The following is a 13,826-nucleotide window of genomic DNA, read 5'->3' on the forward strand; positions in this document are numbered from 1 at the left end:
GGCATTTTGATTTCAACAGTTTATCGCCGCGGTCCGCCCGCTGTGGAATTGTGACCCTTGCAGTCAGCTGAGCGCATTCCGGCGGCCCTCGAAGGCCCTGCCGAGGGTGACTTCGTCCGCGTACTCGAGGTCGCCGCCCACGGGCAGCCCGGAAGCGAGCCGGGTGACGGCGACCCCGATGGACTGCAGCATGCGCGCCAGGTACGTGGCCGTGGCCTCGCCCTCAAGGTTGGGGTCGGTGGCGATGATGATCTCCTGGACGGCGCCGTCGCTGAGCCGGTTGAGGAGTTCGCGGATCCTCAGCTGCTCGGGGCCGACCCCGGCGATCGGGTTGATGGCGCCTCCGAGCACGTGGTACCGGCCCCGGAACGAGCGCGTGCGCTCCACCGCCAGCACGTCCTTGGACTCCTCCACGACGCAGATGATCGAGGGGTCGCGCCTCGGGTCGCGGCAGATGTTGCACAGTTCCTGCTCGGTCACGTTGCCGCAGGAGGTACAGAATTTGACCCGTTCCTTGACCGTGGTGATGGCCTCCACCAACCGCTTCATGTCCTGGGGGTCTGCCTCCAGAATGTGGAACGCCAGGCGCTGCGCGGACTTCGGCCCGACGCCGGGAAGGCGTCCGAGCTCGTCGATCAGCTCCTGAACTGCACCCTCGTACACTATTTCCTCGATTGCTTGGTTGAAACTCGTTGCTTGGTTGAAGGATGGCGGGTGCCGCCGGTCAGTACCGCGGCATCAGGGGGCTGCCGTCCAGCGACCGTTCCTCGATCAGCTTTCCGCCCAGAATACGCTCGACGGCGGCACGCCCAAAGACGCCCGACTCCTCGATGGTTTCGTCATCCGCGCTGGGAATGTCCTGGACATATGGGGCTGGTTCCTCGGCGGTCCGCGCAGGCGCCTTGGCCCGCCCCGCTTCTGCCTCCGGACTGTTGGAGAGCCGCTGGTAGAGGCTCAGTTTGCCCCTGGCTGGAGTCTCGGTTGCCGGCTCGGGCGCCGCGGTGCGGGCGGCGGCAACACCGGGTCCTGCCTGGATGGCGGGTCCTGCCTGGATGGACGGTCCGGAGCCGGCCGCGAACACGGGAACCCGAACCTGGCCGGCGTCGCTGGCCGGGGTCACGGCGGGTGCGCGGACGCCCTGTCGTGGGGTGGGTGCCCCGTACTCGTGGCTGGCAGCTGCCGGGGCGGATGCCATGGCGTAGGCAGGAGCGAACGCGGGCACACCCCGGTCGCCGGTCTCCGGCGCGTTCGCAACGGACGCATCCTCCGCCGGGGCACTCTCAGGCTGGTTGGTGCTCTCACCCTGGACGCTTTCGCCCCGGTCGCTTTCACCCCACCCGGTGGACGGCTGGTTACCCGCGGCCGTGACGCCGCCGCCGTGCGGCGGCTGGGCGGCTGCCGGTGGGTAATCCGGCGCAGCGGACCCGGTTGGCTCCTCGTCGCCTTGAGTGTCGGGCGCGCCTGTGTATTTGCCCACGTTGCTGTCGGCGCCGAGTAGCCACACGCCAGGCGTTTGCTCCACCGCGCGGGACCACGGATCAGCTGAGGTGCCGGGACCCGGCTGGCGCGGCGGTGGTGCCGAATCGGCAGTGGCGGTGCGGATCTGCGGTGCCGACGGTGCGGGCCCGCCAGCCCGGTCTGCTTCGGTTGCCGGCGCATGGCTGGCCTGCCCCTGGCGTGACGGCTCCCAGTCCATGGGAGGCTCTTCGTCCAGCGGAGGGGCGTCCTCGTCCAGCGGCGGGCCCCAGTCGTCATCCGGATAGGAATAGTCGCCGGTCTGCGGCTGGGCGCCGCGTGCCGCGTCCTGCGGGGCGGTCGGCTCGGGAGCGGGGCGCGTGGCAACCGGCTGGACAGCACCGCTTGGCGGGGCGGGCTGCCGGGTGGATGCGGACGGTCCACTACTGGATTCAGCGCCTGCGCTGCGGGCGTCGTAGTCCGCGGGGTGGGCTGCTGGTGCGGCGTTGCTGGCTGCGCCAGTAGCGCTCCCAGTGGCAGCGGCGGCCGTGTCCGACGGTGAGGCCGTGATGTTGGGTCCCGACCATTGCGGCGCGGAGACCGCCGGGGCCTCCGGCGAAGACGGAGTAGCGCTCGCGGCGGACGGGTCTGCCGATCCGGGCGTCGGACCCGTTGCCGCAGGGCGGGCCGTGGCGGGTTCCGGCTGTGCGGAGCCACCCGCGGCCGGGGCAATGCCCCAATCCGCGTCGGTGGTGGCAGCCGGAATGTCCCGGCTAGTAGGCGCTTTTGGGTTTGGTTCAGAGCTCGCTGAGCTGCCGGCGCCGGCCACGGCGGTGATCTGGCAGTCAATGCCGATCGTTTTATGGATGGCCTGGCGCAGATTCTCGGAGTGGTCCGCTCGGCCGAACGCGCCGGCCAGACCCGAGGTGGTGAAGACGAGGGTCAGGACTTGGCCGTCGAACTGGCCGACCTGGGCGTTGGGCTCCACGAGCGCCCAGGTGCTCCGCTTGATCCTTGTCAGGGTCTGCAGGACCTCCGGCCACGCGCGGCGGAATACTTCCACGTCGGCGTGCCCCCCGGCGGGAGATGTGCCGGCGGGGGAAGGCGGGGCCTGTGCCGCCGCCGGCTCAGGACGATGGGTGTGCTCGGGGCGCGCGGCCTGTTCACGCGCGATGGGTTCCGGCGCCGACGGGGCGGCTGAATGCTGGGAAGCAGGTTCCCGGTTGTCACCGCCCGGGGCGGCCCGCCGGTCACGTGCGGCAACGTCATCCATGGGCCAGTCACCCGTGGTGATGCGCGGCGCAGCCAGCGCTTCCCTGCCGGACGCTTCCTGCGCCGCGGGTGTGGCCTGGATGTTGGGAGCGCCTTGGGCTTCGGGCGGGGCCTGGATGCTGGGCGGTCCAGGCTCCTGCTGCGCGTTCGCTGCAGGAGCAGGAGCAGGAGCAGGAGCGGCCGCGGGAGCCGCAGCGGCCGGAACTGCAGCGGGCGTGGCAGCAGCCGGAACTGCCGCGGGCGGGGGAGCAGCCGGACCTGCCGCAGGCGCGGGAGCCGGAGCCGAGTCCAGAACCGGCACAGCCGGCGTTGCCGGAACGGCGGTGGGAGCACCGGCGTCGGACCCTGTGTAGTTCAGGCGCCGCTCCACGCGGTCGATCCGGGCGGCGATGCCGCGCTCGGTCTGCTCGGCGCTGGGCAGCAGGATACGGGCGCAGAGCAGTTCCAGGTGCAGCCGCGGCGACGTGGCACCAGTCATCTCCGTCAGTGCGGTGTTGGTGACGTCGGCCGCCCGCGAAAGCTCGGCTGCGCCGAGATTGTGTGCCTGGTTCTGCATCCGGGCGATCTGGTCGGCGGGCATGCCGCGGAGTATGGCCTGGGCGCTTTCGGGCATGGCCTGCACGATGATGAGGTCGCGGAAGCGCTCCAGGAGGTCCTCCACGAAGCGGCGCGGATCGTGGCCCGTCTGGATGACACGGTCCACGGCACGGAAGACGGTGGCGGCATCGGAAGCGGCGATTGCTTCGACGACGTCGTCCAGCAGCGAGGCGTGCGTGTAGCCGAGCAGTGCGACCGCGAGCTCGTAGTCGAGGCCGTTGGGCCCGGCGCCGGCCATGAGCTGGTCCAGCACGGACAGCGAGTCGCGGACGGATCCGGCACCTGCGCGGATCACCAGCGACAGCACCCCGGGGGCCACCGGAACGTTTTCCTGGTGGCACAACTGCTCGAGGTACGCCATCAGCGGTTCCGGCGGCACGAGCCGGAACGGGTAGTGGTGCGTGCGCGAGCGGATGGTCCCGATGACCTTGTCCGGCTCCGTGGTGGCAAAGATGAACTTGATGTGTTCCGGCGGCTCTTCGACGATTTTCAGCAGGGCGTTGAAGCCCGCCGAGGTGACCATGTGGGCCTCGTCAATGATGAAGATCTTGTAGCGGTCCCGCACCGGAGCATAGGTGGCGCGCTCGCGGAGGTCGCGGGCGTCGTCCACGCCGCCGTGGCTGGCGGCGTCGATTTCGATGACGTCGAGGGAACCTGCCCCGCCGCGGGCAAGTTCGACACAGCTGGGGCAGACGCCGCACGGGGTGTCCGTGGGGCCCTTCGCGCAGTTGAGGCAACGGGCCAGGATGCGCGCAGAGGTGGTCTTGCCGCAGCCGCGCGGGCCGGAGAAAAGGTAGGCGTGGTTCACGCGGTTCTTGCGCAGGGCCGTCATCAGCGGCTCGGTGACATGTTCCTGCCCGATAACGTCCGCGAACGAGTCCGGGCGGTACCTGCGGTAAAGGGCAGTTGTAACAGTCACAGGGGAAACCTACCTATAGGGACTGACATTAAATAAGAGACCCCTCATGCACCCGCCAGAGCCCATCTACCCTTGCTACCTTCCGGTCCTGGGGGAGTTCAACAGGATGACGCCACATGAGGGGCCGTCAGATACTTTACCCGAACTTTGGGCGTGGCCCGAATCGGCTCCGGCGGGCCGGCGGCCGGCGTCGCCGGGGCCTCACCGGTGCCCGTCCACAGGCCAGCTCAGGAACGCCGGCTCCTCGTACGGGTGGGCCTGCCGCAATGCCTTCACGACGGCATCGAGCACCTCCTCTTCCACAATGCATTCGATCCTGACCTCGGAAACTTCCTCCGGCTCGCCGGCGGTGCCGATGAAGGGCCGCGCACCAGCCATGGGGGTGAAGCGTCCCGTCCCCGGGGATGTGAAGGAGCAGTGCGAATATTTGCCCAGCCGGCCGGCGCCGGCGTCGCCGATCGCGGTGAGCACAGCTTCCGCGTGGGAATCGGGAACGTAAACCACGAGCGCATGAAGCGGGACCATGGCACCATCCTGCCACCCGATTCAGGCCTCACTGGCGCCCCGGGGGGCGGCGCCACGACTGCCCCAAAACGGGCATGCCGCAGTGGCCGATCCGGCCGATTGGGAGATGCCGGAAAGTTCAGGTATTCTAGTATCTGCTTTTGGTTCAAGAGCAGCTGGAGAATTCGCCTAGCGGCCTATGGCGCACGCCTGGAACGCGTGTTGGGTTAACGCCCTCGGGGGTTCAAATCCCCCATTCTCCGCCATCGGAAAACCCGGTCCTGACCCCGTCAGGACCGGGTTTTCTGTTTCCTCCAAAGGATCCCCGGACTGATGGCGGGGCTGCTAGGCCAACCCCAGCCTCCGGAGCCGCCTGCGGGCGGCCAGTTCGCTGGGGCTGGCCCGGCCCAAAGCAAAACGTACGACGGCGAGAGTCACCCAGGCGGGCACCCTCACCGGCAGCGGCAGGGGACCCAGGCGGGCCGTCCGCAGTCCGAGCAGCCGGCGGTATTCGGGCTGCAGGCTCAACACGGCGGCCTCGAAGAGCACCCGGTAGCCCGGCTTCAGGAGGGGATGCAGGGGAGGATGCCGGATGAAGGCAACAGTTTCGGCGACCCGATCGTCGCAGCGGAGGGTGCCGGCGGCAAGCCATTCTCCGAGTTCCCGGTCGAGGTCGGCCTTGCACTCCGGCGGAAACTCCACGCCCATGAGCCTGCCTGCCTGCGCCCATTCGCGCACGTACGCATCCGGGCCGCCGGGGATGGGTCCGTCCCACAGCTCGTGCGCCCGGAGAAACGAGTCCGTGAACGTGACGTGCACCCAGCGGAGCAATTCAGGATCGTTGGCGGAGTAATCCTTGACCGTGCCATCGCCGTCGACATACTTTCCGGACACGGACTCGTGGAGCCGGACCACCCTCGCCGTTGCCGCCCGGGCCTCGGCCGTGGATCCGTAGGTGAGGGCGTGGATCCACGCCGTGGTCCGGGCCAGCCTGCCCAGCGTGTCCTCGCGGAAATTTGAATGGTCGTGGACTCCGGCGAGGACACCGGGATGGAGGCTTTGCATCAGCAGCGCCCGGATGCCGCCGATGATTGTCGGCATGCCCGCATGGACGGTCCAGACCGCAGAACCGGGGAGGAAATACCCGCGGTCGTCGCCTTGGGCAAACTTCCGGGCCCAGTCCGGCAGCGCGTCCGGGCTGCCCGTCAGCGTGCGCTTCAGTTCCGCTTGCCACTCCCTTACGAAAGTCCGCATATTTCATTCTCGCGCGCCGAAGCGGCCCGGTTAAGCCTATAAGACCGTGCCCGTTGGCCCCCCAGTTTTAGGGGTACCGCCGTGCTTTTGGCTGTGGCCACAATGGAGGACACGCTCGTCGAGACAGGAGTTTGGCGGGTACCGATCCAGGAGAATTCTGTGGCAAATCATGGGGGACACAAGCACGCACCGGCGGTGATAGGCCCTGGCCGGATCGCCCTTCGGAGCCTGTCCGCGGCGGTGGTTGTCGGCTTCTCCGTCTTTGCCTTCGGATTCCAGGGGCCAGCCGCCCCAATCCAGCAGCCCGTGGGTGCTGCTGTTCCGGTCGCGCCTGCCTCGGGCGTCGTCGGCCCGGAGCTACTGGATCCCGACACCACCCCGCCCGGTTACCCGATCAGCGGGTCCGGCATCGCCGCGCCGGCGAAAGCTCCCACCGGACGCACGGTGTCGAACTCCACCGTCAAGGCAACCAGGACAGTCGCTGCCAAGTCTCCCGGTGTGGCCTCCACCGCGTTGAAGCGGCCCGCCGCCGGCTTCCTGATGGCGCCCCTGGAAGTCCTCACTCCCAGCTCTCCGTTCGGCCTGCGGCGCAGCCCGATCACCGGCGAAGTGGGCGAATTCCACTGGGGCCAGGACTTCGCTGCTGCCTGCGGCACGCGTGTCTATGCGGCCGACGCCGGCGTGGTCCGGGCCGCCGGATGGCACCCCTGGGGCGGCGGCAACAGGGTGGAAATTGACCACGGCAACGGCCTGATCACCACCTACAACCACCTGCAGGGCATCGCCGTCAAAAAGGGCGACCACGTACGCGTTGGCGAGATCATCGCGGAGGTGGGGACCACCGGATCCTCCACCGGCTGCCACCTGCACTTCGAGGTGATCAAGGACGGCCAGCACGAGGACCCGATGAAGTGGACCCTGCTGCCGATCCGGCAGACCGATCAGCTGACGCCGGCCGTGTTTACCAGCTTCGAAAGCGGTTCGGCCACCACCTACGGGTGGGCCATTCCCAACATCCCCGGCAACAGCGGACCGGGCAACACCGACGACGGCCTGACGCCCGCCACCGCAGCCGCAGTGGCCAACCCGCGTGGCGGCAAATCGAATACTGCGGGAGCCAACCTGGTCCCCAGCTCGTCGAGCTCCGGTTCCACCTCGTCCGGTTCGCAGACCACCCAGCCGCCTGCAACTCCGACTGTCACGGCCACCCCAAAGCCGACGGCGCCCAAGCCGCCGACCACCACGAAGCCCAAGCCGACCCCGACACCGACGCCGACTCCCACGCCGACGCCTACCCCAACCCCGACACCCACTCCGACGCCGGCGCCCACGACGCCGACCCCGGCTCCGGTTGACCCGACCCCCACAGAGCCCGCGGTCCCGGCCGACCCCGCACCGCCGGCACCCAGCGATCCGGTTGCGCCATCCGTGCCAATCACGAGTTCCGAACCTGCCCCAACAGAAACCGCGCCTGCAGACCCTGCTCCGGTACCCGCGCCGGACCCGGTCCCCACTCCGACGGCCACAGAAACGGCCCCGGCGCCGGTTCCCACGTCGGAGCCGGCAACCGCGACCGCGCCGGCAGTTGCGCCCAGTGTTGCGCCAACGGAAGCAGCTGCCGCGGCGGTAGCTGCTCCGGCGGCGCCGGCGGCGCCCTAACCGGTCAGGGAGCAGCCTCCGTCGGGCTGTTCGCTGACCGGGTGAAATCAATTGGTGAGGAGGTCCAGGGAATGCAACGGGGGCCAAAGCCGTTGTCATTAATGACAGCCATGCACCCGGCGAGAGAGCACGATGTGACTTCCCTCCAAACGATTCCGCCGACACTCGACGGAAGCCGCCCGGGTTTCGGCTGCCTCACTGGCGATATGGTGCCCGAGTCTGACGCGTCCGCCGACCCCGCATGTACGGGCTGTACCGGACTTGCCGGGCGGCTGGTCCGCCCGGCGCCGCCGCGCGCCGTCGTCCTCCGCACAGGCAGATCCACGCCAGGTGAGCCGGGCACATTCCGGAAGAGCATCCCGCCCGGAACAGTAGGGCCCCCAATGTAACTGCAATCCCAACAACGCGCGGCAAAATAACGAAGCGGCCATCGGTTGAAGGCCGTCAGAGGAAACGAAAGCGAGGAAGGTAGCCTGGAAGCGGCGGCGGTGTGTCGTAATTTTTCAACATGCCAACTCCCGTTTCCCCATAGTTCGCTTTTTATCTGATTGGATGGAGCGTACTGGGAGGGAACACAGGAGGCGCCCGGCTTCCTCACTACCACGAAGGCTGCAATGGAGCTCATCGAGGCCGAACACCCCCGGCCACGCCATTTTCTACTCCACCTGAGTGACCCCCACCTGTTGGGAGGTCCGGACCCCCTATACGGCGCAGTTGACAGCGAAGCCCGCCTGATCCAGCTCTTCGATGAGGTTCAGGCCTCCGGCGCGCGCCCGGAAGCCGTGATTTTTACCGGCGACCTGGCCGACATGGGCGAGCCCGAGGCCTACGCCAAGCTGCGCGCGATCGTGGAGCCCGCATGCCGGGACCTCGGTGCGCAAGTCATCTGGGCCATGGGCAATCACGACAACCGGGCCAACTTCCGGGCGGGTCTTTTCGACCAGCACGGCAACGACGATCCCGTGGACCACAGCTACTACGTCAACGGTCTGCGGGTCATCACCATGGACACGTCCGTGCCCGGCTACCACCACGGCGAACTCAGCGATAACCAGCTCGACTGGCTTGCAGGACAGCTGGAGACCCCCGCTCCGGACGGCACCATCCTGGCGCTGCATCATCCGCCGGTGCCGTCGGTCCTGGACCTGGCCGTGCTGGTTGAACTCCGCGACCAGGCGTCCCTTGCCGCAGTGGTCCGGAATTCGGATGTTCGCAGCATCCTCGCCGGCCACCTGCATTACTCCACGACGGCGAGCTTCGCCGGCATCCCGGTGTCCGTGGCCTCCGCCACGTGCTACACCCAGGACCTGAACGTTCCGGTGGGCGGCACGCGCGGCCGCGACGGAGGGCAGGCCTTCAACATGGTGCACGTTTACGAGCACACGGTGGTGCATTCAGTGGTGCCGCTGGGTGCCGCACCGACCGTGGGCGAGTACGTCAGCCCCGACGAAACGGAACGCCGCCTGGCGGCAGCCGGAATCCGCTTCCCCGAGGGCCGCAAACGCCCGATGCTCACGCGGAAGTAGGATTGCGCTCCACGGAAGAAGCCTCCGCCGGTCCGGCGGAGGCTTCTTCCGTGAGTTCGGGGCTTACTTCTCCCAGGGCGCCTTGATGGGGTAGTACTTCTCCAGGAAGTGGGTGACCAGCTCGGCGCGTTCGTCGGCCGGAACCTCCGGGAAGCTTCCATCATTGAGGCAGAAGAAGTCCATGTTGCGCTTGTTCAGCAGCTTGGGCAGGTACTTCAGCCCCGCGCGGAGCGTGGTGTCCACGTAGCGCACCTTGGCCGCCGTCTGGGTCACGGCCCGGCCCGTCAGCAGCGCGTAGTAGTGGTAGAAGGAATTCGTGACGGAGATGTTGTCCGCCGCCCGGAAGGTGCTGGCGGCTGTGCTCGCGAACTCCGCCGGGAATTCCTGCTCCATCTGGGCCACGAGGCTCCGCCGCAGGGGGGCGGCCGTGTGCTCCAGGTGGCGTGTGGTGATCCGGCCAAAGCGGTTCCAGAGCAGCTTCCGGTTGACCCGGGCCGCGTTCTCAAAGCCGCTGCGTTCGGCGTCGTTCTCGCCGAGGCCGATGCGGGTTTCCGCCTCGATGAACTTGGTGATCCCGCCCGGTGTGAAGAACATGTCCGGGCCCACGGGCCGGCCCAGGAACATGTCATCGTTGGAGTAGAGGAAATGCTCGGAGAGCCCCTCGATGTGATGCAGCTGGCACTCCACGGCCTGTGAGTTGTGGGTGGGCAGCACCGACGGGTCGGCGAAGAACTCCTCGCTGCGGACGATGGTGACCGACGGGTGGTCGTTCAGCCATTCCGGCGCGGGGGAGTCCGTGGCGATGAAGATGCGGCGGATCCAGGGTGCGAACATGTACACCGACCGGAGCGCGTACTTGAGCTCATTGATCTGCCGGTAGCGCGCCTCGTGGTCGTCGCCCGAGCCCAGGACAGCCCCCGCCTGGCGGGCCCGGCGGGCGGCGATGTACTCCGGGGAGGTGCCGTCCACCCAGGAGAAGACGATGTCGATGTCGAAGCTGATGTCGCTGGCGTGGTCAGCGAACATGTTCTCGATGGTGGGCCAGGTGTGGCCGTAGCGCTCAACCGTTCCGCGGACGGCCTCGTGGGCCATCATGGTGCGCCGGGTGAGGGAGTTTTCGATGGGCAGGATCACTTCGTTGCCCAGGAAGCTCCACAGCTCCACCTGGACGCCGGCGGAGGCGCCGAATTCGAAGCCGCCCTCGGGCTCGACGCGCGGGCGGTACAGCCGGAAGATGCGGGCCTGCCGGTTGACGGACAGTTCGCCGTCGGCAACCAGGACGGACGTTTTCTTCTTCGCGTCCACGGTCATGGAGTAGAACGGCTCGTTCCGGCAGGCGTCCACGAGGGCGGACCGCAGCTTCTTCCGGTCCTTCCAGTCAAGGGCGATCACCGGGCGGTCGTTGTTGCCCCGGACCAGCAGGTAATCCAGCCCGGCCCCGTCCAGCACGTTCCGCAGGAAGAGCAGGTCCTCCACCATGGCCTGGTAGGGCGTCCGGGTGTCGTTGATGAGCGCATACCGGCCCGATCGGCGAATGACGTCGGGGCGGTGCTTGAGGCGCGCCACAGCCGCCGGCGACGTTGCTTCCGCGAGTGCTGGTGCGTCCTCGGATGCCTGGGCGCCGTAGTAGATATCGTCCTGAACCGTCACGTCCGTAATGGTGTTTCTCCCATGCTGGTTGGGGGGGAAGTCTTACTTGCATGATAGTCCTGCCCGGAAAACATACAGGGCAGGCCGCGGCAGCGGGCCTAGCCGAGCAGCGCCTGCCGCCAGCTGGACAGGAACGCCGCCCCGGCGTCGTCGTGGATCACCGTTTCCGGCAGGCCCAGGTCAGCTGCGGTGAGAACGTCGTAAGGCTTGGCCGGCACACCATCCGCGGGCCGGACGTCGACGTGCTTCACGGCGTGGTCGTTGTGGTGCAGCCAGTCCGCCATGGCGTAGTCCGTGCGGGAGTCCCCGACCGTCCGCCAGGCCTGCGGCGTGATGCCCTGGGCCGCCAGCATCTCCACCGCGCGGCTGGCGCCGAGGTCCTTGCCCAGCCGGACAGATTCAATGTCCGTGGAGATGATGGTGGGATCCACCCGGTAGTCGATCTCGTCGTCGGAATTCGGGGCGTGGTGATCCAGCCGCACGACGCCCAGGCCGTGGCGCTCCATCAGTCCCATGGCCTCGGCATCAAACAGCTTCTGCTCGGCGAGGTATTCACTGTTGGGCACTTCAATGTGCTGCTCCACGGACACCATGGCGCGCTTGGTTTCATCGAAGAACATGTGGGAGGAATAGTCCTCAGCCACCATGCGCCGGACGTCATCGCCGAATGCCGCGGGCATGGCGAGCTCGCGGTCCACGTGGACGGGCCCCGGACCGGCCGCGGTGTAGCTGAACCACACGGCGCCCTTTTCGCAGATGGCGTGGATCAGCGTACCGCCCGGCATGCCGGCCGCGATCATGGGCTCCATGACCTGCTCGCGGATGAACGCGTCCGAGCGTCCGGTGTTGAAGATGACCGGCACTCCGGCGTCCGCGAGCGCCACCAGATCGGCAATGATCTCCGGTTTCACATCCCTGGTCACCGGGCTGGCGATCGGTCCGTCAACGTCCAGGAGGAGGGCCAGCGCCGGTTCCGACGGCCTGTGGGTGCCGAAGCGCGGGGCAGCGTTCGCAGAGGGTGCAGTCATGGTCCCATTCTGTCAGCCGGCCACGGCGAACCCGCTCCGGTCCGGGGGTGGCCGCCCGGATGTGACACATAGTTACTGTTTGGCCACAACCTCCCACGGCGCGCTGATTCCACATTCCCTTGAACCGGCCGGTTGCTTACGCTTGCAGGGTGATATTCAAAGCTGTGGGCGAGGGACGCCCTTACCCCGACCATGGTTTCAGTAGCCCCAAAGACTGGGCGGCGCTTCCGCCCCGTCCCGTGCGGCTGGATGAACTTGTGACCACCAAGCGGACCCTGGACCTTGAAGCGCTCCTTGCCGAGGACTCCACTTTCTTTGGCGACCTTTTTCCCCATGTGGTGCAGTACCAGGGCACCCTCTACCTGGAGGACGGCCTGCACCGGGCGGTAAGGACGGCACTGCACCAGCGCACCGCTATACATGCAAGGGTGCTCGTGATCGATGGCTAGAAAACCCAAGGACCTGACCGTCCTGCACGGTCACCGCGTGATTACGGGCCCGGAGCTCAGGGCAACGTTCGTCGACGACGACGAGAACGCGGAAAACCCCGGCCGGCTGCGCCGCCGGATCCTGCACGGCGTGGTCCTCGTGCTGCTGCTGGGCCTCATTGTCGCGGGAATCATGGGGGCAATGGGCGTGATGAGCGGGCAGATCAAGTTTCCGTCCGCCATCCAGGCCCAGGAAAACTCCTCCGTCTGCCCCGCCACCACCTTCGACTACACGCCGCCCGCCAAAGTGAAGGTAAACGTCCTCAACGCCACGAGCCGCAACGGCCTGGCCAAGGCGGCAGCCAACGAATTCAAGGCCCGGAAATTTGTTGTTGGCAACGTGGCCAACACGGAGACCGGGTACCGCGGCGTGGCGGCTATCGTCTCGGGTGCTGCCGGACAGTCGGCGGCCTTCACCGTCCAGCGGAATCTGCCGGGCTCCGACTACTTCCAGGACGGGCGCAAAGACGCCAGCGTGGATGTGATCCTGACCAGCGACTACCGCGGCCTGGTCAAGCCGCAGCTGGTAGACCAGACGCCGGGCCAGCTCAGCTGCCCGCGGGAAAGCCGGCGTGTCGCCGACGATTCGCAGTGGCCGGTCATGCCCACCCAGGGCACCAAGCGCTGACCCTTTGCCTCTTAGCCGGCCGGATGATCCTTAGCCGGCCGCAGCGGCCGGCGGCTGCAGGCGTACGGGGCGGCCGCCGTCGTCGAACCTTGCCCCGGCACCCAGCTGGATAAAGCGGACCGTCCGGGAAATCCTTTCCTCCAGGTCCCCGGAGGCGTCGCCGCCGCGGGCGGCGCTGGAGGAGAGCGTGCCGTGGATCAGCTGCGCCTGCTGGAGCGGATCAGCCGACGGGAAGTAGCCCTGGTCCATGCCGTCGCGGAGAATCTCCTGCAGCATGTCGCTGAGCCCGTCCACATGATCGGCCAGTTTGGCGAATGACGCCGGCGAGAGAACGGCGCCCATGGCCGGCCCGGGCGGCAGGTGGCGGCGGCTGAGGTCCTCCACCTGGGCCCGCACGTACAGGGCCAGCCGGTCCACCGGATTGTCCAGCCGGGACAGCGATTCGCGCAGCCCCGTCATGAACCGTTCCGTCTCCACGAGCGCGTAGGCGATCAGGAGCTCTTCGATATCGGCGTAGTAGTTGTAGACAGCCGTGCGGCCGATCCCTGCATGCCGGGCAACGTCCGTCATGGTGAGACCGGGCAGCCCGTGCGAGAAGAGAAGCTCACCGAAGGCGTTCAGGATGCGGCGCTGGGTCTCGGCGCGTTGTGCAGCGTTGCTGGGGGCCGAAATCCGGGGCATAGGGACACTTTACCGTGATCTGTCACCAAACCGCTTCCGAGTTTTTGTACAGATAATGGCCGCTAAACGCCGGCAAAGTCATATGGTCGTAGCAACGCTCTGACAGATGGAGCGTGCGATGCCCAAGTTGTTTGCCCGCGATGCCCGTGGTGATTTCCTCGATTT

General features: G+C 67.5%; 11 protein-coding genes, 1 tRNA gene and 1 other RNA gene. 5 read left to right on the forward strand and 8 right to left on the reverse strand.

What is annotated here, in order from left to right; genetic code table 11:
* Window positions 1-63 precede the first annotated feature (63 nt).
* The 4 genes from recR to ACFRAH_RS04905 all read right to left on the reverse strand — a co-directional run bounded on the left by recR (window position 64) and on the right by ACFRAH_RS04905 (window position 4,768).
* Entirely contained in the window at window positions 64-663 is a 600-nt protein-coding gene (gene recR / locus ACFRAH_RS04890; RefSeq protein ID WP_377989792.1) for a recombination mediator RecR, read from the reverse strand.
* Between the two features lie 61 nt (window positions 664-724).
* Complete coding sequence (locus tag ACFRAH_RS04895) at window positions 725-4,243, reverse strand: DNA polymerase III subunit gamma and tau (protein WP_377989793.1); 3,519 nt, start codon at window positions 4,241-4,243, stop codon at window positions 725-727.
* A gap of 32 nt (window positions 4,244-4,275) precedes the next feature.
* An RNA gene (ffs, locus tag ACFRAH_RS04900) (signal recognition particle sRNA small type) lies at window positions 4,276-4,372 on the reverse strand.
* Window positions 4,373-4,444: 72 nt separating this feature from the next.
* A complete protein-coding gene (locus tag ACFRAH_RS04905; RefSeq protein WP_377989794.1) occupies window positions 4,445-4,768 on the reverse strand; it encodes a hypothetical protein in 324 nt (107 codons plus the stop codon).
* 157 nt (window positions 4,769-4,925) lie between these two features.
* On the opposite strand from ACFRAH_RS04905, the gene ACFRAH_RS04910 reads away from it, so the two are divergent.
* Window positions 4,926-5,013: transfer RNA gene (locus ACFRAH_RS04910), tRNA-Ser, on the forward strand.
* Window positions 5,014-5,092: 79 nt separating this feature from the next.
* Here ACFRAH_RS04910 and ACFRAH_RS04915 read toward each other — a convergent pair.
* The gene (locus ACFRAH_RS04915) at window positions 5,093-6,001 is read right to left on the reverse strand and encodes an oxygenase MpaB family protein (protein WP_377989795.1); all 909 of its coding nucleotides are present in this window, start codon (window positions 5,999-6,001) and stop codon (window positions 5,093-5,095) included.
* Between the two features lie 159 nt (window positions 6,002-6,160).
* On the opposite strand from ACFRAH_RS04915, the gene ACFRAH_RS04920 reads away from it, so the two are divergent.
* Together ACFRAH_RS04920 and ACFRAH_RS04925 are read left to right on the forward strand one after the other, a co-directional pair.
* Window positions 6,161-7,660, forward strand: a complete 1,500-nt coding sequence (locus ACFRAH_RS04920) for a M23 family metallopeptidase (protein ID WP_377989796.1) — start codon at window positions 6,161-6,163, stop codon at window positions 7,658-7,660.
* 614 nt (window positions 7,661-8,274) lie between these two features.
* Window positions 8,275-9,186: a phosphodiesterase gene (locus ACFRAH_RS04925; protein ID WP_377989797.1), complete on the forward strand. Its 912-nt coding sequence runs from the start codon at window positions 8,275-8,277 to the stop codon at window positions 9,184-9,186.
* A gap of 63 nt (window positions 9,187-9,249) precedes the next feature.
* On the opposite strand, the gene ACFRAH_RS04930 is transcribed toward ACFRAH_RS04925, so the two are convergent.
* Window positions 9,250-10,836 (reverse strand): stealth conserved region 3 domain-containing protein, encoded by a 1,587-nt coding sequence (locus ACFRAH_RS04930; protein WP_377989798.1) that lies wholly within the window; start codon window positions 10,834-10,836, stop codon window positions 9,250-9,252.
* 98 nt (window positions 10,837-10,934) lie between these two features.
* Complete coding sequence (locus tag ACFRAH_RS04935; RefSeq protein WP_377989799.1) at window positions 10,935-11,864, reverse strand: hypothetical protein; 930 nt, start codon at window positions 11,862-11,864, stop codon at window positions 10,935-10,937.
* 149 nt (window positions 11,865-12,013) lie between these two features.
* Between ACFRAH_RS04935 and ACFRAH_RS04940 the strand changes: the two genes are divergently transcribed.
* A complete protein-coding gene (locus ACFRAH_RS04940) occupies window positions 12,014-12,313 on the forward strand; it encodes a type II toxin-antitoxin system VapB family antitoxin (protein WP_377965349.1) in 300 nt (99 codons plus the stop codon).
* Window positions 12,306-12,980 carry a LytR C-terminal domain-containing protein gene (locus ACFRAH_RS04945; protein ID WP_377989800.1) on the forward strand — a complete coding sequence of 225 codons (675 nt, stop codon included), beginning with the start codon at window positions 12,306-12,308 and terminating at the stop codon, window positions 12,978-12,980. Before ACFRAH_RS04940 ends, ACFRAH_RS04945 begins: the two co-directional genes overlap by 8 nt.
* A gap of 30 nt (window positions 12,981-13,010) precedes the next feature.
* On the opposite strand, the gene ACFRAH_RS04950 is transcribed toward ACFRAH_RS04945, so the two are convergent.
* The gene (locus ACFRAH_RS04950; RefSeq protein WP_377989801.1) at window positions 13,011-13,661 is read right to left on the reverse strand and encodes a TetR/AcrR family transcriptional regulator; all 651 of its coding nucleotides are present in this window, start codon (window positions 13,659-13,661) and stop codon (window positions 13,011-13,013) included.
* Window positions 13,662-13,826: the final 165 nt, after the last annotated feature.

The sequence above is a fragment of the Arthrobacter sp. NPDC056727 genome (assembly GCF_042790555.1).
GTDB lineage: Bacteria > Actinomycetota > Actinomycetes > Actinomycetales > Micrococcaceae > Arthrobacter.